The organism is Paenibacillus sp. WLX1005, assembly GCF_046603685.1.
GTDB lineage: Bacteria > Bacillota > Bacilli > Paenibacillales > Paenibacillaceae > Saccharibacillus.
The window spans coordinates 2569889-2593413 of the sequence record NZ_CP176756.1 but is presented as its reverse complement, the minus strand read 5'-3'; the positions used below and the strand labels follow the sequence as shown (position 1 = coordinate 2593413).

19 protein-coding genes and 1 pseudogene are annotated in these 23525 nt (G+C 45.8%); 5 read left to right on the top strand and 15 right to left on the bottom strand.

Translation table 11 applies throughout. The annotated features are described in order from the left end of the window. Nucleotides 1-138: 138 nt before the first annotated feature. Nucleotides 139-1857, top strand: a pseudogene (locus ACE3MZ_RS11220) (alpha-amylase family glycosyl hydrolase); the annotation flags it as partial. A gap of 183 nt (nt 1858-2040) precedes the next feature. Here ACE3MZ_RS11220 and ACE3MZ_RS11215 read toward each other — a convergent pair. Next, a complete protein-coding gene (locus ACE3MZ_RS11215) occupies nt 2041-2508 on the bottom strand; it encodes a DUF6678 family protein (protein ID WP_411346512.1) in 468 nt (155 codons plus the stop codon). 164 nt (nt 2509-2672) lie between these two features. Between ACE3MZ_RS11215 and ACE3MZ_RS11210 the strand changes: the two genes are divergently transcribed. Further along, the gene (locus tag ACE3MZ_RS11210; RefSeq protein WP_411346511.1) at nt 2673-3233 is read left to right on the top strand and encodes a hypothetical protein; all 561 of its coding nucleotides are present in this window, start codon (nt 2673-2675) and stop codon (nt 3231-3233) included. On the opposite strand, the gene ACE3MZ_RS11205 is transcribed toward ACE3MZ_RS11210, so the two are convergent. The 4 genes from ACE3MZ_RS11205 to ACE3MZ_RS11190 all read right to left on the bottom strand — a co-directional run bounded on the left by ACE3MZ_RS11205 (nt 3209) and on the right by ACE3MZ_RS11190 (nt 7873). Continuing rightward, entirely contained in the window at nt 3209-4033 is an 825-nt protein-coding gene (locus tag ACE3MZ_RS11205) for an AAA family ATPase (protein WP_411346510.1), read from the bottom strand. The two genes, ACE3MZ_RS11210 and ACE3MZ_RS11205, sit on opposite strands and share 25 nt — an antisense overlap. Before the next feature lie 25 nt (nt 4034-4058). Then, nucleotides 4059-5258 carry a GTP-binding protein gene (locus ACE3MZ_RS11200; RefSeq protein ID WP_411346509.1) on the bottom strand — a complete coding sequence of 400 codons (1200 nt, stop codon included), beginning with the start codon at nt 5256-5258 and terminating at the stop codon, nt 4059-4061. Nucleotides 5259-5552: 294 nt separating this feature from the next. Beyond that, nucleotides 5553-6755 (bottom strand): GTP-binding protein, encoded by a 1203-nt coding sequence (locus ACE3MZ_RS11195; protein WP_411346508.1) that lies wholly within the window; start codon nt 6753-6755, stop codon nt 5553-5555. A 596-nt stretch (nt 6756-7351) separates the two neighbouring features. Further along, the gene (locus ACE3MZ_RS11190; protein WP_411346507.1) at nt 7352-7873 is read right to left on the bottom strand and encodes an SMI1/KNR4 family protein; all 522 of its coding nucleotides are present in this window, start codon (nt 7871-7873) and stop codon (nt 7352-7354) included. 589 nt (nt 7874-8462) lie between these two features. Here ACE3MZ_RS11190 and ACE3MZ_RS11185 point away from each other — a divergent pair. Then, a complete protein-coding gene (locus ACE3MZ_RS11185; protein ID WP_411346506.1) occupies nt 8463-8672 on the top strand; it encodes a hypothetical protein in 210 nt (69 codons plus the stop codon). A 192-nt stretch (nt 8673-8864) separates the two neighbouring features. Here the strand turns inward: ACE3MZ_RS11185 and ACE3MZ_RS11180 are convergent, their stop codons facing one another. The 8 genes from ACE3MZ_RS11180 to ACE3MZ_RS11145 all read right to left on the bottom strand — a co-directional run bounded on the left by ACE3MZ_RS11180 (nt 8865) and on the right by ACE3MZ_RS11145 (nt 18446). Further along, nucleotides 8865-10277, bottom strand: coding sequence for a radical SAM protein (locus tag ACE3MZ_RS11180; RefSeq protein ID WP_411346505.1), 1413 nt, complete (start codon nt 10275-10277; stop codon nt 8865-8867). 43 nt (nt 10278-10320) lie between these two features. Beyond that, on the bottom strand, nt 10321-11187 hold the full coding sequence (locus ACE3MZ_RS11175; protein WP_411346504.1) for a prolipoprotein diacylglyceryl transferase: 867 nt from the start codon (nt 11185-11187) through the stop codon (nt 10321-10323). 92 nt (nt 11188-11279) lie between these two features. Next, nucleotides 11280-11585, bottom strand: coding sequence for a hypothetical protein (locus tag ACE3MZ_RS11170; RefSeq protein WP_411346503.1), 306 nt, complete (start codon nt 11583-11585; stop codon nt 11280-11282). A gap of 145 nt (nt 11586-11730) precedes the next feature. Then, nucleotides 11731-12780 carry an LLM class flavin-dependent oxidoreductase gene (locus tag ACE3MZ_RS11165; protein ID WP_411346502.1) on the bottom strand — a complete coding sequence of 350 codons (1050 nt, stop codon included), beginning with the start codon at nt 12778-12780 and terminating at the stop codon, nt 11731-11733. Between the two features lie 131 nt (nt 12781-12911). Then, nucleotides 12912-13544 (bottom strand): GNAT family N-acetyltransferase, encoded by a 633-nt coding sequence (locus ACE3MZ_RS11160; protein ID WP_411346501.1) that lies wholly within the window; start codon nt 13542-13544, stop codon nt 12912-12914. A 255-nt stretch (nt 13545-13799) separates the two neighbouring features. Continuing rightward, nucleotides 13800-16970, bottom strand: a complete 3171-nt coding sequence (locus tag ACE3MZ_RS11155) for a bifunctional cytochrome P450/NADPH--P450 reductase (protein WP_411346500.1) — start codon at nt 16968-16970, stop codon at nt 13800-13802. A gap of 80 nt (nt 16971-17050) precedes the next feature. Further along, nucleotides 17051-17638 carry a TetR/AcrR family transcriptional regulator gene (locus tag ACE3MZ_RS11150; RefSeq protein ID WP_411346499.1) on the bottom strand — a complete coding sequence of 196 codons (588 nt, stop codon included), beginning with the start codon at nt 17636-17638 and terminating at the stop codon, nt 17051-17053. A gap of 577 nt (nt 17639-18215) precedes the next feature. Next, nucleotides 18216-18446, bottom strand: a complete 231-nt coding sequence (locus tag ACE3MZ_RS11145) for a DUF896 domain-containing protein (RefSeq protein ID WP_411346498.1) — start codon at nt 18444-18446, stop codon at nt 18216-18218. A 292-nt stretch (nt 18447-18738) separates the two neighbouring features. Between ACE3MZ_RS11145 and ACE3MZ_RS11140 the strand changes: the two genes are divergently transcribed. Beyond that, the gene (locus ACE3MZ_RS11140; RefSeq protein WP_411346497.1) at nt 18739-19053 is read left to right on the top strand and encodes an ArsR/SmtB family transcription factor; all 315 of its coding nucleotides are present in this window, start codon (nt 18739-18741) and stop codon (nt 19051-19053) included. Further along, nucleotides 19050-21596, top strand: a complete 2547-nt coding sequence (locus ACE3MZ_RS11135; RefSeq protein WP_411346496.1) for a DsrE/DsrF/DrsH-like family protein — start codon at nt 19050-19052, stop codon at nt 21594-21596. Before ACE3MZ_RS11140 ends, ACE3MZ_RS11135 begins: the two co-directional genes overlap by 4 nt. Nucleotides 21597-21796: 200 nt before the next feature. Here the strand turns inward: ACE3MZ_RS11135 and ACE3MZ_RS11130 are convergent, their stop codons facing one another. Beyond that, the gene (locus ACE3MZ_RS11130; protein ID WP_411346495.1) at nt 21797-22246 is read right to left on the bottom strand and encodes a C40 family peptidase; all 450 of its coding nucleotides are present in this window, start codon (nt 22244-22246) and stop codon (nt 21797-21799) included. Nucleotides 22247-22838: 592 nt separating this feature from the next. Next, nucleotides 22839-23489 (bottom strand): flagellar brake protein, encoded by a 651-nt coding sequence (locus ACE3MZ_RS11125; RefSeq protein WP_411346494.1) that lies wholly within the window; start codon nt 23487-23489, stop codon nt 22839-22841. Between the last annotated feature and the right edge of the window lie 36 nt (nt 23490-23525).

Here is a 23525-nt window from a genome sequence, read left to right as displayed (position 1 = left end):
AACCGTCTCATGGGAGGATTGATTGTGTTGATTTCTGCTCAATCGCAATTCAGAAAATGGCTTTCCGTTTCGCTTGCCTTGCTGGTGCTGCTCGCTGTTATGCTGGGCGGTTTCGGTCCGGTTACGCATGCCGCAGACAATTCGGTGACCGTCTATTACAAAAAAGGCTTCACCACTCCGTACATACATTATCATCAGGCGGACGGGAATTGGACGACTGCACCGGGTATCAAAATGGCGGATGCTGAAGTAAGCGGCTATACGAAGACAACGATCAATATCGGTTCGTATACGCAGCTCGAAGCTGTCTTCAATAACGGCAGCGGCACATGGGATAACAACAACTCCAAAAATTATTTCTTCAACACTGGCACATCCACCTTCACGCCGGGCAGCAACGGTGCAGTCGGCACAATTACATCAGGTGCACCGTCCGGTTCTACTACCCCAACCGATCCAACAACTCCGCCGAGTGACAACTTCGGACCGGTCGATTGGAGCAAGCGTAGTATCTACTTCATCATGACTGACCGTTTTAACAACGGCGATACAAGCAACGATAACTACGGCGGCTTCAACTCCAACAAAAGCAATCCGGGTCAATGGCACGGTGGCGACTTCCAAGGTATTATCAATAAACTCGATTACATCAAAAATATGGGCTTCACTGCGATCTGGATCACACCAGTAACAATGCAAAAAAGTGTGACCGCTTACCACGGCTATCATACGTACGACTTCTATTCTGTTGACGGTCATCTGGGTAATATGGCAAAATTCCAGGAACTCGTCAAAACCGCACATACCAAAAACATCGCTATCATGCTCGACGTTGTCGTTAACCACACCGGTGACTTCCGTCCGAACAACGGCACTGCCAAAGCACCATTCGACAATGCCGACTGGTATCACAACGCTGGTGACATTACGCAAAATGACTATAATACAAACAACCAGTCCCGTATCGAGAATGGCGATGTTGCCAGTCTTGACGATCTCAAGCAAGAAAACACCGCAGTCGCTACCGAATTGAAAAATTGGGGCAAATGGATCATCCAGCAATCCGGCGTTGACGGTCTGCGCGTGGATACCGCGAAGCACGTACCCAAATGGTTCCTAAAAGACTTCGACACTGCCGTCAACACCTTCACGATCGGTGAAGTGTATAATGGCGATCCAGCCTATGTTGGTGATTACACCAACTATCTCGATGCTGCGCTTGATTTCCCAATGTACTACACGATCCGCGATGTATTTGCCAAAGACGGTTCGATGAATCTGATCAAGGATCGCTATGCACAGGATTCCCGCTACAAAAATGTTAATCTGAACGGCACCTTTATCGATAATCACGATGTCAAACGCTTCTTGAACGAAGCATCTGGCAAACCAGGAGCCACCTATGACAAATGGCCTCAACTGAAAGCTGCACTCGGCTTCCTGCTCACTTCGCGCGGTATTCCGATTGTGTATCAAGGCACGGAACAAGGCTTCAGCGGCGGTGATGATCCGGCGAACCGCGAAGATATGACGTTTGATACGAGCAATGATCTGTACAAATATATTGCCAAACTGAACGCCGTACGCAATGTCCATCCAGCACTGCAAAACGGTACGCAAAAGGAAAAATGGTCAGATAATACGGTGTACGGCTTCCAGCGTTCCAGCGGTTCAGATGATGTCGTTGTGCTCATTAACAACTCATGGAACAGCGAAACGCGCACCATCCCGAATCTGGATAACTTCGGCAATGGTACAGCGCTGAAAAACCAACTCGGTACGGATTCCGTCACAGTGAACAGCGGCTCCATCACGGTGACGCTTGCACCAAAAGAAGTGAAAATCCTAACCAAGTAATTCCTTTGCTATTGCAAAAGCCTGTTTGCATACTGATGCGCAAACAGGCTTTTGTTATGATGTATATAAGCTCATCCTATGTCCATACGTATAAGAGTGTTATCTAGTACTTGCAAAGCTACTAGTTAATACTTGTAAATGCTACTATTTGCGATCTTATCAGACTGCGACCATATCAGAAATTCACGTCCGTAACTGTGCAAACTCTGTTGCGGTGGCATATCCGTAGATCCAGTAATCATGTTGCCTACATAGATAAGGAATGTTGCACTCATGCAGCAAAGCTACAAACGGCGCTTCTATATCGATACATTCATCCTCCACCAATTGACCACGATACTCCAATCGCCTTGGCTTGACACGAACCCATTCCACATTAAAGGATGGGTGCTGCCAATTACAAAATTGGGCGTCATCTGACAAATCACCTAGAATCGCTGTCCAATCACCGTTGTAATTCACGTCCTGTTCAAATGCGGTAGGATGCGGCTCGGCAGACAGAACATACTTCACTTGAAATGCTGGTGGAAACGGTAATTGGTGATATACGCCAAATTTTAATTTTTCCCAGCGTGTATCGTTCATAATAGACGTTAGACCACGACGCTCCACTTCCTGCCTGACTTTATGTTTATACGTTATGTAATCCATGGATGGTTTCCTTTCTTAGTATACGTATCTTGGTATACCTAGCTACTACTGTGCTAGAATTTGGAATAGGCGTTTTGTGCAGCTATATGTTTACGTCTGCACCAACTCCATCTCAACCATCTTATACCAATCATCGCTGTCAGAGCAAAAGAAAGGACCATACCATGTATACTACAGACCAAAATTCTAATGAAATGCCCGATACGTCCGGGATCAGCTATCGCGAATCCACCCTTCAGCTCGCTCACGATCTTATACAATTGTATACGAAAATGTCTTACGGGCTATGTACGACTCTTGCGTCTTCACACCACTTGCAATCGTTTACCGAATCCACGCAATCAATGCCAAATAGCACTTCCTTCGAAGCGCTATTCGATCAGATCTATGAGCAGGATGTCGACACCGATCCGGCTATCGTTTACGAACATGAAGACTGGTATATTCATCTGCACGGTGAGCATTGTCTATTCACGAGTGACACGGGCATCGCAGTTGAAGTATTCATCTATGACTATTCGCAAATCGACGTTGCTTTCTTCCGTCATTTTCTGCATCAACTCGCCAAGGCTACAGCCAACACCAATAGCGAGTCAGCACAGGTGCTGATTCAGGCCATTGCGCCAGCGGATTTTCAATCTGTGCTCGCTCTGTTGGAGTTCATGGTTACCAAGGAGTTATTATATCAACAAGCTCCTGTTTATTTCAGCTTGACTAGCAGATGATACGGACGGTACTCATGCAGTGACATCTCGATCAGTAGCTGCGACATCGGAATATCGTCGATAATCGCTTTGCGTTTCGCTTTTAAAATAATCTGTTCGATATCAGCATAACTACAGCCGTCCATCCATTCCGCTGCCCAATGCTCCAATCCTTGCTCTCGTGGGAACTCTCCACATAATCGAGTAATATAATCCAGCCGCAGCTCTGCCGCTGGATTGCCATATACCATCTTCGTATCAAACCGCCGCCAGATTGCATTGTCCAGCTCCGTTTCTAGATTGGTTGCTGCGATGAAAATACAATGCTCGGGAAACTCGTCCAGACATTGTAGCAACGTATTCACAACACGCGCCATTTCCTTGACTTCATCGTTATTGTCCCGCGTACGTGCCACCGCATCAAATTCATCCATAAATAGTACGCACGGTTCCTGTCTGGCATACTCGAAGATTTTGCGCACATTGCTACCAGTTTCGCCTAGATGCGCATGAATTAGCGCATCCAATCGAACCGTTACGAGCGGCAATTCCAGTTCATGCGCCAGATGAAACGCAGTCAGCGTTTTCCCCGTTCCCGGTGGACCGAACATCATCACTTTGTTCGGAACAGGTACATCGTGTAAAGCGAATGTATCTTTGAGATTGACGATCTTGAGGAACTCCTCGGTGATGACGCGATTTTCCGGGGATAGTACGATATGACGCGCACGATGCCCGCACTCTTTTACACTATAGACCGAAGCCATCTCGATGCCTTTTGTCAGTGGCATTTTGCCATAGTTACGGCGATTTTTACTCATTAGAATGTATCCTTTCTGTATGGATTCAACCAAACGACGGCAGCGGATCGTACAGATCGCGCCAGTTGCCGTTCATTTCTTCTGGTGTCAGTAATGCCTGGTCCAGACTACGTTCGATTGCTTCACGATTCATATCAATCCCGATAAAGACCAGCTTGGTTACTCGGTCGCCCCACTGCTCATCCCAATCTGGGGTTCTCGGTACTTCCCCGCCAAAATGGTAATCCAGCTCTTCCTGACTCAGCGCCGCTACCCATAATCCTGCTGGCGATAGTTGCTTGGATGTTCCAGCATGGCTAAAGGAGATCGCCATATTGTTGCGTGTCGCCAGCCACATCAATCCTTTGGAACGGACGATATCAGACGGATACTGGGTCACCCATTTCATAAGTCGCTCAGGATGAAAAGGAATCTTGCGCCGATATACGAAGGAACTGATTCCGTATTCTTCAGTCTCTGGTGTATGTTCTTCCTTGAGCAGTTCTTGAATCCAGCCTGCCGATTGGCTTGCTTTGTCAAAATCGAACAGCCCGGTATTCAAAATATCCGTTGGACGCACATTGCCCTGTACGGAGTGAATGATCCGTGCTTCCGGTTGTAGTGCACGCAGCGCTTGTTCCAATCGCTTCAATTCATCCTCATTTACCAGATCGACCTTGTTGATAATCAACACATCGCAAAATTCTACCTGATCGGTCAGCAAATGCACTACACCGCGCGTATCGTCATCACCAGCTGCTTGTCCGCGCTGCATCAGACTTTCGCGGGAATAGTAATCTTTCCAGAATTGCGGCGCATCGACGACCGTGACCATCGTATCGAGTCGGGTCAGGCGGCTCAGATCGATTCCATTTTCTTCATCGACATATGTGAAGGTCTGTGCAACTGGAACTGGCTCGCCAATACCCGTCGATTCGATCAGAATATAGTCAAACTTGCCTTCCTTAGCGAGCTTCTCCACCTCAACCAGCAGATCCTCACGCAGTGTGCAGCAGATGCAGCCATTGGACATTTCCACCAGCTTCTCATCTGTACGCGACAATCCGCCACCATCGCGAATCAGATCCGCGTCAATATTGACTTCCCCCAGATCATTAACGATCACCGCAACACGCAGACCTTCGCGGTTATTCAGTACATGATTCATGATGGTCGTTTTGCCTGCTCCGAGATACCCGCTAAGTACAGTCACCGGAATACGTGTATCCTGCTCTACCATAGTCATAGTTATGCACCGTCCTTTGTTTGTTGATTGACTTGTATCTAAGTAGTGGTGATACCCTAAACTTCTACCAAATGCGTAATTATTACGATTTAAAAATAATAAATACCCATAAAAAATTAACAATACAGTATTACGATGTTGCACGTATTTACTTTATTAAGAACTTATAAAACTATACTAAACATTGATCGAGTATCCCTTATATCGTTTATAGATGATCTGGATATACAGGTGTGTCTAAGTACAATATGCACATCTACACGCACAGGGCTTACAATCCTGTGGTGGTTACTCCTATTGCAACTGTACCGGCCATGGCAACGGATTAACAAATTTATTCCAATCCTGCTGCATTTCCTGTTCATCTAACAAGCATTCGTCTAGCTCTGATTCCAACTGCTGACGATCCATGCCAATGCCGATCAGCACCAGTTCTGTCAGTCGATCGCCCCAGCGTTCATCCCAGCGTGCACGTACATCGTCTTCTTCTTCTAAAATAATATGCTGCTCATCTTCTGGTAGCGCCGCCACCCAGTGCCCAGCGGGTCCGAATTGAATCGAAGGCCCTGCCTGACTCAGACTTGCCGCCATATCGCCTTCTGCGGCTACCCATACAAGACCTTTGGCACGAACAACTTCTTCCGGCCAATAACTCATAAACTCTGCCAGTCGTTCCGGGTGAAACGGCGCACGTCGACGATATACAAATGAGCTAATTCCATATTCCTCTGTTTCCGGTGTATGCTCGTCCAGCTCCAATTCACGTATCCAGCTGGACGACTGACTTGTGCGTTCAAAATCAAACAACCCCGTATTCAAAATCCGCGCTGGATCAATCTCTCCATTCACTGTACGAATAATCTGAGCGTGTGACTGTAACTGACGAATAACGCTCTCCAGCTTATCCAACTCTGCTGGTTCCATGAGGTCGCATTTGTTCAGCAAAAGTACATCGCATGTCTCAATCTGATCGATCAGCAGGTCGACCACATCACGCGTATCTTCCTGACCTGTCGCCTGTCCGCGCTGCAATAACGTTTCGCCAGATTGATAATCATGCCAGAACCGATGAGCATCGACCACTGTAACCATACAATCCAGTTGCGCCAATTGACTCAGATCAATACCAGACTCTTCATCTGCATACGTAAACGTCTGCGCCACTGGTACTGGTTCACTAATGCCCGTCGATTCGATCAGAATATAATCAAACCGACCTTCCTGCGTCAGTCTCTGTACCTCCTGCAACAGATCGTCACGCAAGGTGCAGCAAATGCAGCCGTTCGACATTTCAACCAGCTTTTCCTCCGTTCGTGACAAACCACCCTGCTCCCGAACCAATGCAGCATCAATATTAATCTCGCTCATATCGTTTACAATTACGGCTACCTTCAGACCTTGACGATTGTTGAGCACATGATTCAATACTGTCGTCTTGCCCGCTCCCAAATAGCCACTCAATACCGTCACCGGCAATGGTTTCTGTTTTCCAGTCATGTTTGATTCTCCCCGTTCCTCATCGTTATCTATGCAGTGCTGCATCATTCCGGACCGCAGCATCCTGCAATATATTAAATAGTAATAATTACGATTAACATGTAACAATATATGCCTGTTTGAAATGTTTGTCAACTACACAATTCATTTCGAACAGGCATATCATGTGATCTTTCTTTATAGAGACGCTATGATCGGCGATAACGGAAGGTATATTGAATATAGAACTTTAGCTCATATGCTATTTTCTTGTTATTTGCTATACTGCTTGTTCAAGTCGCAGATCAACTTCCGCAAATGAATTCGCAATTGCTCCATAACTTCCATGTCCAAATGAATATTGGGATACGACGATAGATCATAATATTGCAAGAAACGATATCTCTTCCATCGATCAAAAAATGAATCTGCCAACCATACTTCCTTTTTGTATCGAAACATGGCATCTTTCCATTCTTCATATAATCGATCTGCTCATCATATCGTGCTATGATATCCCGAATCTTGTTACATTGTTCTTCTATTATACGGATCACCTGGCGATTAAGCCTGTAACACTCTAAATTTAAATGATAACATCACTACTTACCTACCATCTAATCTTCCTCTTGCAAGCACAACTCTATAAATTGAAAGACATCTTCGGCTTCAACTGTACGACTTTCCCAATCATGCCAGAAATATAAGACCTGTCCATGTACACCATCATCAGCCGGATCGGTATCGATACATACGTAATCGCCCGCCCCATTTGTTGCAAACGGAATCCAGCGCCGATTCCATAGAAATGGCTTTACACCTTTACCTGCTTCTGGCTCCCATCCATCTGTATCAAACTCCTCCTGCAAAAACTGCCACGTCTCCATTATCTGCTCCACTGACAAAAAAGTCAGATTCCGCAGCAATACCTGCACTTCCATCGTCTCTTCCTGACCATCATGAACACTGTGCAATTGCTTCATCGGCTCCGGCAAAGTAACACCAAGCTTCTGTTCCAACTGAATAAAATGCTCAGACGTCGCCCCATCTATCAGGTTTAGTTGACCGACTGTACATGAATGTAGATTCATTGCGTGTTGTTGGATCGCTTGCCATAGCTGACTAGCTGTTGCATTCATATGTAGTATACCTCCTTGTGATAACGTCGGACGATAAGTAATAAGCATACCAGTAAAAATACCTTTTGACAGTAGACTTGGATGGTTTTATAATTTCTTTTTTTCGGATTTAGGTTTTATTATTATGAATTTTTCATATGTTGAAATATTTATTTTAGTAGCATGAGTAATTGTATTTCGAAAACTAGGTATTTTAAAGAATCATTTTTTAATTTTCATCGCTCGTCGGTTCCTGGTTCCCATTTCACTTTTTATTTATGCTTGATTGCTTGTCGTTGCTTTCTTTGTCCCATAGTTAATTGAATTACCGCTTCGTCAACGCTTCTTTGCCAAGAAATTCTTTAGTCAGGTTGGAATGGTTGTTGTTCATTTTGAAAATAGAATGTTGAGAATACTATTTCTGCTCTATTTTCCTTCCTACACATTTCAATATTTTATGAATACAATTCAATCTTTCTTTTAAGTAAGTTGATCTTGTGCTTCTAGTTGGATAGTTGCTCAGTTACAATAATTTGTTAGAGATTACGCTCTGCATTCAAATTAACCTTCTATTGTTCTATCACTTCAAATTCAATATGAGATCATTATTATGAATTTTTCATATGTTGATTTTTTAATTATCGTCTTCTCGTCTTCTCGTCTTCTCGTCTTCTCGTCTTCTCGTCTTCTCGTCTTCTCGTCTTCTCGTCTTCTCGTCTTCTCGTCTTCTCGTCTTCTCGTCTTCTCGTCTTCTCGTCTTCTCGTCTTCTCGTCTTCTCGTCTTCTCGTCTTCTCGTCTCAAATATTCGCTTTTGTATGATTTTGAATCACATTATCCTCGTATCTTATATAAAATGTTCTATGCAACATAAATCAGCCCCAGCACACCTTTATAACAAAAGGCGTACCGGAGCTGCATACTCCACCATCTATACTTCCACACACTTATTTTGCAATACGACTTCTTCTACGTTGCAATATCATATGCTTGCTATGCTATAGTCTCACGTCGTTAATCCCAAGCTGTAACGATCTCCCGCTTGCGCTCTTCCAACAGCTTTTCCTTGTCATCCCGATAAAACATATTGTACGTATCAAATGGAATAATTCGTCCATCTGGATGAGCAATATGCACGCACGATTTTTTCACTGAGCGTACATCAAAATTATACGCATCCAAAAACTGCATAATGATCACGCGGAATACATTATCATATACGATCTGCTCTGGCACGGCGGCAAGCGGTAGACAGCAGAGTAGACTTTTGAGCGACAGCGCCGAGGATACTGGCGAATGACCGGTCGATAGCAATTCGAACAGCTTGCCACGAATGGCAGGTTCATTTTCAAACACAATCGTATTGCTATCGCCTTCCAGCAGGATTTCTGGATCAATCATGCGCGTCAGCGGCAATACATCACCATTCAGCTTGAGCGCATAGCCCATCGCCAGACAATCAGGATGACATGGCACTGGCAAAATATCATCCGCATTAAACACCCCAGACTGATCAATAATCATCTGCCGTACTTCACTGACTGTCAATCGGTCAGTAGCGGGATCATATCCTTGTAAACGCCCTGCCGCTTGAATCGGTTGAATCGTCACCCCGCGAACTGCCTGCTGCTCCAATCCGTATTGAATAATTTTGCCTACTTCATGATCGTTCAGATCTTTTTTTAATGTCACGACCAGTGTGGTCGACAGATTGAATTCATTCAGATGCGCAATTGCTTGCTCGCGAATACTGCGCAAATCCGCTCCCCGCAGCTCCTTCAGTACATCTGCTTCAAAGCTATCAAACTGCAAATAGATCTCGAATCCCGGCATATACTCTGCTAAACGCGCTACAAATTCACGTTCACGCGCGATGCGAATGCCATTTGTATTGACCATAATATGCTTAATCGGACGTGCCTTACACATGTCCAGAATGTCAAAAAAATGCGGATGCAATGTGGGTTCGCCACCACTGATCTGCACAATGTCCGGCTCACCTTCATTTTCCACAATCCGATCCAGCATGAATTCAATCTGCTCCAACGTACGATAGGATGTGCGATGTGGCGACGATTCGGCAAAACAGATTGGACATTGCAAATTGCAATGATCGGTAATTTCGAGCAGTGTCAGACAGCTGTGCTGCTCATGATCCGGGCACAATCCGCAGTCATACGGACAGCCATATTTGATTGGTGTGTTCCAGACGAGCGGCATCTCAGAAGGCTTGATGAACTCGCGAGTTCGATGATAATACGCAACATCTGTTGATAACAGTACCTTTTCCGGTCCATGCACCAGGCAACGCTTGAACATATACATTCTACCGTTCTCTTCTACAATCTTCGCCTCCACCTTGCGGTAACAGGTGGAGCAGATGCTATTGGTTAGTTCGTGATACAGATACGGACGATTTTTGGGCATGATGTAGTCCTCCTTGATCTTAGTCGAACGTGATATACGTTGCTTATTTCAAAGCCCCGGATGCTGCCGGAGAACGGCGAATCAGACGTCCGCCTTTGCCCCTGCCGCTTAACAACCAACCGTAATACAGGATTCCAGCAATGCACGCCAATTGAATATTGTTCAATCCTCCGTACAGATGCGGTGTCGGCTTGATGAATTCAATCAATAGACGAAACAGCAAGTACGAAGTCATAAACCATTGAAACAGTCGACCAGATTGGTAATTGCCAGCACTTGAACTGGAATGAGCATCTCCAGCCGGCTGCGCCATAGTTGAACAATGTTCATTCATCGCTGAGAGTGGTAAATAGCGGCTGCGCTTGTATTGCGGATATAATATCACCGCTAACAGCAATAGAAATACAATCTCATACAGCTGCGTCGGATGTCGCATAATTCCATCGCCAAAATCGACCCCGGTTATCCACGTTGTCGCCACACCATATGTACGATCTTCTAGCCCGGTCAAAAAGCAGCCAATGCGTCCAATTGCCATACCAATAATAAGCGGATAGGCAAAATCGTCACCAGTCGAGCTATTCCATCCTGCCCAGCGCTTGGCAAGCTCAACGCCGATCAATCCACCGAGCAGACCGCCGACAATCGTCTTGCCTCCCCATAGCAGATGTCCCTGACTCAGCTGTGTCCATGTGGCTGACGGGTCTTCGAACCAGAATAACAATCGGGAACCAAGCGCCGCACCAAGAATCGTTCCCGCTAGAATCTGCAAACTAACCAGCTTGGGCATGCCACTCGGACGACGCGTCCACAAATAGATCCGAAATCCGATAAAATAAGATAGTGTCTCAAACAACACATGCGGGTGAATCCGCAGCGCACCGAGATGAATATACACCGGAAACTCCATCGCACTCCTCCTGCTCCCTAGAAACGTTACAAATTGTACAAATCCTCTACTGCTACAACTCTGACCCCCATCCCAACCGAAGCCAAACGAACTTAATAACTAAAAATCATCGCTCCACAAATCGCAAGCAGCAATAGCGTAAGACCACCCAGAACAGCGAGTAATGCAACTACTATCTGCCAGACGACTTGACTGCGACTTGTTGCTGGCGCTTGGGAACGTTGTAGCGTTGGTGGATGGGTAGGCGTAGGTACAACACTATGAACAGCCGCATGATCATTGTTGCGACACTCATCTGTATTGGCATCATAACATTCCGCACACAGTGGCTTGCCGCACTGGGAGCATTGATGCAGCGCATCTCGATCCGGGTGGTTCATACAATGAAATTCATTCATGCATTCACCTCACTTCTTAATATGTATATAAATCTGGAACTTCCATCCTTTCTAAACAAGATATTCGCTGAATAGGAATATTCCCCTTCTTGTATCGGCAAAAAAGTTGACGGCAATACGATTCTGTCTCATAACAAAAAGCAGCTCAAATGAGCTGCTTGCTTTGCCATATTGTAGAAGGAATCTCACGACGCAATACCGGTGCAACTTCAGTAGCGAAGCGTTCCAACTGTTCATGCTGTTCCGATTCGGTCAGACCGTCCACACTCAAACCGAGCACCTGATGACCAAAAGCTCGGTAATAATGTAGAATCTTCTCAATCACCTGCTCCGGACTGCCGACCAAGGCAGGACCATTAGCGATATTATCTTCCAATCCGTTGAACGGACTGTTGTTATGCTTGGCGGCATCTGTTCCTTGGAATGAATCGTAATACGGGCGATAACGGCGAACCGCTTCTTCGGACGTATCTGCCAAATACAGCGCCCCAGCGCCCGCACCAACTACCGCTTGAGACGGATCATGTCCATAATGTGCTAACCGTTCGCGATAATGATCAATCAGATCGCGATATTTATCCAGCCGGTGAAACGTATTGGACGAAAAGATCGGCTCTCCATAGCGCGCTGCCAGCTCAGTCGAGCGTGTGCTGGACGCGCTACCATGCCAGATCGGAATCTGGCGCTGATATGGACGTGGTTGACTGGTGAAATGGTGCAGTGCCGGACGGTACCGACCGTTCCATGTCACCTTCTCCTCCCGCCACAAGCGGCGTAGCAATTCATAGCGCTCCTCCATCGAATCCCATTGCTCTTCTTCCTGCAAACCGAATAATGAATAATGGCGCGGATCATTACCTTTGCCAATAATCAGCTCCAATCGTCCACCTGATAAATGATCAAGCGTCGCATAATCCTCCGCCACCCGGACCGGATCAAGCACACTTAACACAGTCACAGTCGTTAATAGACGAATGCGTGATGTACGCGCAGCGATGGCAGTGAGTACAATTGCTGGCGAAGACGACAAAAACGGTTCGCCATGACGCTCCCCAATTCCATACGCATCATAACCGAGCTCCTCCGCCAATTCTGCTTGCCGCAATACATTGTTAAACTTCTGCTGATCGGTTAACTGCTCGCCGGTCAGGGCATGTGGGATATTGGACATCAGGCTAAACAATGCAAATTTCATCGTATTCCTCCCTGTAGGCTGCATAGTAAACAGTAGATGATCCAAACCGTACTGCACGTATGATCACGCTATAGATTTCATTTTCGTATATGCTCTAATCCATCATAAAGTGATCTCAATAGAGACTTGGACTAAAAACGACGGAATTGCAGTTGTTCACGTACACTTCTAACGCCTGAACGACCGACTGGCTGTGCTTCTGCCGCTTCGCCGTCTTCAATCTGCTGTTGCTCCTTTTGCAATTGTACATAGCGAGCGAATTTCTCTTCGTCTACGACTTTGCGGAGCAGATGCATCACGCCATCCTCACCTGCTTCAAACGCATGAATACGCTCATATCCCCAGCGCTCATACATCGGCAACAGCCATGGATGCTTTTCCGCTGTTGCTAGCGTGACTGCTGGCGCGCTCAGTTCCGCGCGAATGACATGCTGCTCAACCCAGTTCAACAGCTTACGTCCAAGCCCTTTGCTCTGGATATACGGATCAACCGCAAACCACATCACAAATGGCAAATCTGTCACATTACCGAGAAATTGCAGCTTCTCCGCATCCGCCAGCGTAACCGTCGCCTGAATCTGTTCATCCTGCTCTAACACATAACATTTATTATTCAAAATATTGTTGCGAATCTGCTCGACATCCGCATATGCCGCAGGCCATTGCAGCTTCAACTCCCGAATCGTTACATAAGCTTCATACGTTATATATTGCACACGCGGCGCATCGTCCGCAGTCGCAAGACGGTATATTTCAGTCATCATTATGCACTCCTTATTCCGACTATATCGATGTAATTATATGAATATAAATCTAACATTTGATTTTCTTGATGACTAATCGAACTTTTCTATAGGTGGTGATAGAAGACATCTATCTGTTAATAAAAAGATGGGATGATATGCTTCACATCGTAATAAAATGGACAGCCCGCATCATGCGCAACTGTCCATTTTACTATGCTTGTTATTGACTATACAGCTCTTATTAGGAAATATGAGCAGCATATTAACTCATGATCAAATGCCTGTCCACACATCTTTGACATAGCGACCATTTTGCTGTAATTCATCGAACCATTGAGTTGCTTGCTCTGCATCTACACCTTTGATCTCCGCATAAATGTCACGTAGCGTTTGCTCTACCTCCGGTGCCATCCGATTGCCATCGCCACAAATGTACAGCTTGGCGCCTTCATCAATCAAACGCATGACATGCGTAGCATCGTGACGAATCAGATCCTGCACATATTGCTTGTTTCCATCGTCTGGACGAGAAAATGCAGTTCGCAGCTGCACCAATCCTTCGTTAGCATAATGCTCCAGTTCCTCTTTGTACAAATAATCGCGTTCTGGATGACGGCAACCGAAGTACAGCCATGCTTCACCAGTTTGCTGTCCATTGTTACGCTGGGCTTCGCGCGCTTGAAGGAAGCCACGGAATGGCGCAACGCCTGTGCCCGGTCCGATCATGACAATCGGCACTTCCGCATGTTCCGGCAATTCAAAGCCCGATTTTGGCGAACGAATAAACATGAGTACAGTATCGCCTTTTTGTAAATGGGACAGATACGTCGTAGCAATACCGGCAAATTCTCCTTTACCACTCCGCGCTGGACCAGATACCACACTCACTGTAATTGTAACGCGATCCGACTGCACCGATGGCGAACTGGAAATAGAATAGTAACGTGGCTTGAGCGCTGGCAGCAGACCGAGAAACTGCTCAAAGCTCATCTCGCACGACATATAATCCTCCATCAGATCAAGCAGGGTTAACCGTTTTTGTAATACTTCACGGTGATACGTCTCGTCATCCAGCAATGCTTCCAATTCTTTTTTGTGCGGTGGGCACTGGTTGTTCTCTGCCATCGCCCGAATCTGAGCGCGAGTTGCCACATCCTGCAATTCCACACTCAGTGTTAGCAGCTCAATGATAGCGATCGGACGATCCAGTGGCAAATAAGCGGCACTGCTGCCTTTGCCCTGAATAATGATGCGTTCCCCGCCATCCAGTCGGAAGCGGCGCAATACTCGCTGAATCAAAGCCTGCGGATTACGTGGAATGATGCCCATATGGTCGCCTTCATGATACGTCTCACCCGGTGGCAAAGCAATTTCCAGATGAAGCGTACTGCGTCCGCTCTCCGGCTGCTGCAATTCATGTGCTTCAGTAATCTGGCATTCCACTGCGTTATACGTACGCACTAGTGGACTGCCAACTGGCGAATTCACAAATTGTACTTGCAGCGCATGTTCCTTTTTCAATTGCTGCTCGTCCATCTCAATATGGAACGTTTTGAACAGCTGCTCCCATAATCCATTGCGCCATTCGTCCAGTTGCATTTCAAAATCATCGCTCGCATCGCCTTCGCCGCGTGGATAAACACGTTCTGCGCCTTTTTGCTCCATCAGCTCGTCGATCAGTTTCGGAATGCGTTGATATGTGCTTGCCCAGTTATGGTCACCACAGCCGAATACAGAATATTTCACACCTTTGCAGCTATCGTCGTCCGCCTGTTGTAGCCATTCTACGAATTTCTCCGCATTGCTCGTTGGACGTCCGTTGTAAGATGCCGCAATAATCAGCATTACACCATCCTTAGGCAGATTGCCTGCATAATCGTCTAGCGGTGCCGCCGCCGATTCAAATCCATACGTGCGTCCGCCTTCTTCCAGCTCGCGTGCAACTGCTTCCGCTGTACCAAGATTGGAGCCATACAGAGTCAGCAGCGGTGTATCATGACGTTTCACCGCTTCGGAAATGTGTACATCTCCATGTGCTGACTGTTCGTTATTGCCCGGAATCGCTACCGCTACCTCCGGTACGCGTGGAACGACTTTCATACGGAATTCATCCGGTTTCAGCGTCAATGCCTCCCGAATATGCAGCTGATAGTTCTCCTGATCAATCAGGTCAAAATGCTTCACAACCATGCCAAGCACCAATGTCGCTTCGTATAGTGCAAACTGCTGACCGATACATGCGCGCATCCCGTGACCAAACGGTTTGTATACATGCTCTGGAATTTGCGATTCATCCTCAAACCGCTCCGGCACGAATTCCTCTGCATTTTCGCCCCATGCTTCCTTGTTACGATGCAGTGCTGGCAAAATAACACTTACACTCTGATGCTCCTTGAGCGGATATTTGCCGCCCAGCATCACATCTTCGCGTGCAAACCGTGAAAATGCTGGCGCTGTTGGCCACAGACGCAGCGATTCGCGTAAAATCATACGAATATATTTTAGATCACGCACCTGTTTGTACGTTGGTACAGGATCAGCAAGCACCCGATCCACTTCGGCACGCGCTTTTTTCAGTTTGTCCGGGTTATTCAACAAGAAATACAATGCAAATGACAGCAATCCGCTAGTCGTATCGTGACCTGCAATGAGGAAAGTGATCATCTGATAACGGATATTCTCATCTGGCAGTGTTTCGCCTGTTTCCGGGTCTTTACTTTCCAGCATCCGACTGAGCAGATCGTTCTCGCCCTGATCGCCATTTTCTTTGCGCTGAGCGATCAAGCTATCCGCTACTTGGAACATATAATCGACATCCTTCTGGAATTGTCGCTTGTTGGAAAAGGCAAGCTTGTTCTGGATCGGTAGCCGTTGTCCTTGTGTCATCGCTTCGTCCAGCGCACGCACCATACTTTCTACAAACGGATGCGGCTCTTTGCTGTAAAAGCTGTTAAAGCGATAATTAAACGCACACAGTCCGATCGTATCGAGCGTCAGGCGTGTCATATCCTCTGCAACATCTACCGTCTCATCCGCATTCGTACGTGACCATTTCTGGATCAACTGCACGGCAATATCGACCATTTTGTCATGATAATCCTGCATCGCCCGCTGGCTGAAGCTTGGCATCAGCAGTCGATGTGCCTTGCCCCAGTTGGGCTCATCCGTCCAGCTCGTGAACAGACCGTCCCCGGTAAATGGGCGTACCCGTTGCAGCGGTGCCCATACTTCTTTATCAAATTTGCGTTCATCGGAAATCTGCTTCACAATCTCGGGGTCGCAAGTGTAGATTTGCTCTTTGCCACCTAGACCAAGCTTCATTACAGAGCCATATTCGCCTAGTAACTTCATAATACTTTGCAGCGGCTGTTCAGAATCGAGTTGTGGCAGATTGCCCAGTGGGCCGTACGTTTTCGGTTGCGGAATGGTTGCTTCTTTTGACATGATGGTTCCTCCCTATCCTTTACCTGATTCGTAATGACTTGTGGAATGATCGCTTAAAGCTATAGTAACGGAATGAATATTCATTCCGCATGTACTGCAATGAGATCCCAACAGCACTGTCTGGCGATGGATTGCAATTGTTCGTGATCACGCGGCATACCTGTGCGTTGTCCATGACGGTATTTATGAATGCCAAGGAAAGCTCCGAATGTGATAGAGATCATGAGCAGTGGCTCCATTGGCTTCAGTATGCCAGCCTGCTGCCCTGCCGTAATATGCTGCGATACAAATTCCAGCAATTGATTGTGAATGGCAATGCTCTGCTCATCCAGCAGCCGGACATAATAGTGTGTATCGATAAATTGCAATGCATCCCAATCCAGCTTTGCCATTTGATGCATTCGGTCAATAATGTGAATCCATCGGCTCTTCATATCACTATCATACGGAAAATCCCGCTTGAATGCTTCATACAGCCAACCGATTTTGTCCTGAAATAGTGCATTTAACAATGCTTCCTTGCTCGTAAAATAACGATAAATCGTCCCTGCGCCAACCTCAGCGCGCGTGGCAATCTCCGGTACAGTCGTGGCGTCAAAGCCTTGCTGTGCAAACAGCTCCAACGCCGCCTCCACAATTTGATTTCTTTTGTCCAATACCCGATTCACATATTCACCTCCTATACAGATTCATGCTGTACTATCCTTTTACCCATAGATACAAAGCTGATTATCATACGATAACAGAACACATAAAATATCTATTACAGCTAAAAGGTCTATTTCAGTAAATACAACAAATTTATTTTGATTGCCAACCTAAGTTTATGAATATGCATCATTACTATCTATGTGCATCAAGCGTGACGACAGATGTAATTGGTTTCTACTTCCATTCTGGCACGTTCCAAATCAAGATGCAAGCCGCACACCCGGCACCCCGCATAGCATGGGGATTTGGCTACTAGTTACGACCATCCGCAACGCATCCTTTCCAAGTCGCATTCGCTACGTTACGGTTACGGTTACGGTTACAGTTACAGTTACAGTTACAGTTACAGTTACAGTTACAGTTACAGTTACAGTTACAGTTACAGTTACAGTTACAGTTACAGTTACAAGTAGATAAAACGCCGCCAAATGCAGCGAAACAGGCTGGATCTGGCGGCGTTCCTTTTATATTTTCGATACGATTGCTACTTGTGCGGCATGACTATACAGAACCCAATCGTCCTGCAACGTACATCTATTCCAGCATAAATCCTTTTTCTTTTTCCACTCGTAATTTCTCCGGGGTTACATCATTGCCCTCGGCATCGACTACTTTCAATTGGGAAAAGGTGCTCAGCACCTGACCGCGAATTTCGCGCAAATACTCTTGACGCAGTACATGCTGTTCTTCTTTTTCCGTATCGGTAAGGCCATGTTCACGCTGCTTTTTGGCCAGTTCATTGATTCGTTGTAAACTTTTGATCATTGGTATTCCTCCTTGCACATGGCATTCACATTATACTTGCTAGATATCTTAATTTGTAATCTTTACAATTTAAGATGTTATCAGTATAGCATAATTGAACATCAAATCAATATCCATAATTTAGCATGTAATATTGGCAGTCCGAACTATCTGTTTTATGTGACGAAGATTATGTACAGAGTATAACAATGCATATTGACTATTAAATCAATATATCGTAATATTACGATATAACATTACAGATGCACTTTTCGTACATCTTTCATTCCAATGAATTACAGGAGGTTTATATATGAATACTGCTCCATTCGATGCACGGGATTTACAAGTATTTGACGAGCCTGCCAATCTTCTCAAGGCGTTATCGCATCCGGTTCGTCTATGTATTGTACGCGGCCTCATTCGCAAAAAGAAATGCAATGTGTCCTATATGCAGGAATGTCTGGACATGCCGCAATCGACGGTATCGCAGCATCTACAAAAGCTGCGTAGTGCGGGTATCGTCAAGACCGAACGAAGTGGTCTGGAAGTCAATTATGTGCTGGCTGATCCACGGATCGCGTCTATTGTCGCCATTTTATTCGGAGAGGAAGAATGTAGATCATGAGCAAAAAAGTACTGATTGTCGGCGGTGTGGCTGGCGGCGCGTCCGCAGCTGCACGGCTTCGCCGATTGGATGAGCATGCAAATATCATTATGTTTGAAAAAGGGCCCCATATCTCGTTTGCCAATTGTGGATTACCGTATTACATCGGCGGATCTATTATAGAGCGCGAGCGGCTGCTTGTACAGACACCGCAAGGAATGAAAGATCGTTTCCGTATTGATGTACGAACAGAGAGTGAAGTGATTGCTGTTCATCCAGAACAGCGCACGATTACCGTACGTAGCCGTGAGCTAGGCATATATGAAGAATCGTATGATGAGTTGCTATTATCCCCTGGTGCGCGCCCGGTTGTTCCACCGTTGCCCGGTATCGATCATCCGCTCATTCGCACGGTACGCAATGTTATCGATATTGATCATATCAAACAATTTTCAGATGCGAATAACAACGGTCAATCAATTGTTATTGGTGGTGGATTTATTGGCGTGGAGATGGCAGAGAATCTACGGGAAGCCGGTATGGACGTCACATTGATAGAGAGTAACGAGCAAATTTTAACTCCTTTTGATCCAGAAATGTCGGCATCCATTGCACAACATATGGAGCAGCATGGGATTCAGCTAGTGTTGAAACAGCGCGTGGAAGGATTTATTGACCAGCCAAACGCTGTCGGTGTTCAGTTGAGTGATGGCACTGTGTTATCTGCCAATCTGGTCATTCTCGCAATCGGCGTCACACCGGATACTACATTTCTACAGGATAGTGGTATTGCACTGAGCGCACGCGGTCATATTATTGTGAATGAAGCATTGGAAACGAATCAGCCTCATATTCATGCTGTCGGCGACGCAATCCAATTGCATACTTCTGAGGGACATGTGATGGCGATCCCACTGGCAGGCCCAGCCAACAAACAGGGACGTATTGCTGCGGATCGCATCGCTGGCTTACCTGCCATGTATCGAGGAATGCAAGGCACGTCTATTCTGAAAATATTTCAGCTAACTGCCGCTTCGACAGGCAAGAATGAAAAATCACTGCGACAACTTGGCATCAATTATCATAGTCTGATCGTACATCCCGGTTCTCATGCGTCTTATTATCCGGGTGCCAGTCCGATTGCGTTGAAGCTGTTATTTACACCGGAAGGAAAGATTCTTGGCGCTCAGGCAGTCGGTTATGATGGTGTGGATAAACGGATCGACGATATTGCTATTGCGATGCGTTTTGGCGGGAAGGTGAGCGATCTAGCAGAGCTGGAGCTGAGTTACGCGCCTCCATATTCCTCTGCCAAAGACCCGGTCAATATCGCCGGATATGCGGCGGATAATGTTGTTGCTGGACGAGCAGAGCTGGTTACGTATGATCAGCTGGAATCTATCCGTCGTGATGATGCACAGCCTGTATTGTTGGTCGATGTACGCAGTACGATGGAACATGAAAACGGTCATATTCCGGGTTCATTATCGATTCCGATTGATGAATTGCGCGAACAGCTGAATGAACTGGATCATTCCAAACTCATTCTGGTATATTGTCAGGTAGGACTAAGAGGGTATACCGCTTCGCAGATTTTGCGGCAGCATGGATTCCAAGTTAGAAACTTGAGCGGCGGATACAAAACGTGGCGGCAAGCACAATTTCAGCCGACACCTCTACCTCCATTCAACGATCATCATTCAGCCTTTACATCAGATCCTCAAGCAGAACAAGCCAATGAACGTCAACAGCGGCCAGCAGACATCGTAGCGGCTACTACTTCCCCATCATATTCTCATTCATCGCCTGATCCAGTAAGCACTACAGAATTGGACGTATGCGGTCTGAGTTGTCCCGGTCCTTTGATTCAGGTGAAGCAAAGTATAGACAATCTGCCTGCTGGACACAATCTGGTTGTTCGTGCCACCGATCCAGGATTTTACGAAGATATTCGAGCATGGTGCACCATGTCGGGTTGTTCTCTGCTTCATTTGCAGCATCTACCTGGTGGTACGATTGAAGCGGTCATTCATAAACCAGCTGAAACTTTACCTGAACAGGAGCAATATATCGCTGATTCTTCTGCCCCTGTTCATCGCGCTAGCACAATGGTCGTATTCAGCGGTGATCTGGACAAAGCAATCGCTTCCTTTATTATTGCGAATGGTGCAGCAGCAAGCGGACGACGGGTGACGATGTTCTTTACATTTTGGGGTCTGAATATGATTCGGAAGCATCAACAACCACCTGTTCGTAAAAGTGTATTAGGGCATATGTTCGGGCTGATGATGCCGCGCGGTAGCCGCAAACTTGGCATGTCCCGTATGCATATGCTTGGCATTGGCCCGCGTCTGATTCGCGGCGTGATGGGCAATCGCAATATTGCCTCACTGGAAGATCTGATCCAGAGTGCAGCTGCACAAGGCGTCGAGATGGTTGCCTGTCAGATGTCAATGGATGTGATGGGCATTCAGCGCGAGGAGCTATTGGACAATGTAACGATTGGCGGCGTCGGCTATTATCTTGGTCAAGCCGATCAAGCGAGTCATAATCTATTTATCTAATGTATGGCAGCTCAGCTTAGTCATACAAAACAAAAAGCGTTCCCTTCTCATGTAGATACCATGGAAAAGGGAACGCTTTTTGTCGATGCTGCTTTCGTTGATCCGGCTATCGTCAACTTTTATAACAGGAAGCATCGTTTGGTACATGTATGACTCGTTACAGTACAATGTTGCATGTTAGCTAGCGATTGCCAACCGACTCATTTTACAACTCGTCTCGCTGTTACATACCGATTTTTGTAATACGACTGAGACAAGCTGCTGATTGTTACGCCTGTGCTGCTGGCGGAATGGATGAATTTGTTATTACCGATATAGATACCTACATGTGAGATTCCGTATCCCATCGTATTAAAAAAGACCAGATCTCCAACGGACAAATTCCCCTTATAGACTGCTTTGCCTATTTTGGCTTGTTGTCTCGCTGTGCGTGGTAGAGATTTATTCAACTTCTTATATACATATCGAGTAAAGCCGGAGCAGTCGAAACCGCGTGTACTCGTTCCACCCATTACATAAGGTGTACCCATCACGCGAGTTGCTTGGCTTTTGATTTCACTTTTAAATGTCGGTGTGCTGGCAGATGCGCCGTCCGGTTGTGCTGTGCAGATCACAGCCGCAGCCAGCAGAGACAATATCAATTTCTTCAAACAAATACTTCTCCCTTCGGTGCTTGCGGAGTTATTTCAGAGGTATACACGGGCAGCAAACATTCATTATGTAGAGCTTTTTCCCATTAAGTAACCTACCCGCTGTGCAATAAATTCGTGTCAAGAACGTCGGGTAACAGATAAACGGCTCATGTGGAACGTATTCCATAGCTGTTTAGGATTCCATTAAGTAGTAAAATGAATCACTTGTTAAAATTTTGTAACCTTTAACAGGTTAAATCATTTGACCTTTGTTTGTCAAATTTCGTCGGAATCTACAGTCAGATGCAGGGTATATTCTCCTGTATACACTTCACAAAAGAACGAGTTGCTACTAGAAGAAGCAGGACGTTTTTCGTAAATATGAACCTGCAAATTTTTTTGATATTTTTAACTTTTTATGGATAATAACGTAAAACCATAATCAATATTATGGCATTATTGGTTTATGTATCAACTTTCTGATAAAAAATCGTGTCAAAAACACGCTAATACGTCGCATATATAAAAACTGATTTATGATCATTGTAATGCAAAAATCCTGCTCCCCAGTGTCAACCGGGGGCAGGATGTATAGGAACGATCTGCTTTCTTATTTACGGAAACGCACCTGTTCTTGAATAGCATAACGAATAATATGGTTCCGGTGCTGTTCCTTGATGTCGCTATATTTAAGAGCTACTTTGTATTTCTGGTCTTCCAGTTGATTCATATAGACAAGATCGGCTTTGAACGGTAGCGACATTTCGTTGCTGCCTTTGTACAAATACAGTGTACCTTCGTATTTCTGGAAATTGACCGGTTGACGACTGTAAAAGGACAATCCACCGCCGCTAATATCATGTGTGTAAATTTGCAATTCCAGATCATCTTCTTCCATAACCTGTAGATCGCAGCGTAGTGACGTGCTAATCCGTAAATAGTCGCGGTTTTGGATTTTGATGATCTCGTCTGGGTTAGGGCTTTGCAGTTTGATACGAACTTGATTCTCATCACTGCGTGTAATTCTCGTTTTAAACTGGTATTTCAGCTTGTTTTGACCAACAAAAAAGGCGAAAACGTCCTTTTTCATCATTTCACTTAAAGGCAATTTCTCGCGCGGGGCGATATGCTCCAGTCGTGCAATATCAGCAAGTATGATGAACTCTTCGTTAAATTCCTCTACCCGACCAACAAACATATTGCCTTCGTCATCTTGTACATCCAAGTATTGATTTCCAAAGATATAATTTTGCAATTTCATGACCATGTTCCCCTTATCTCTAACCTGTCTGTACGT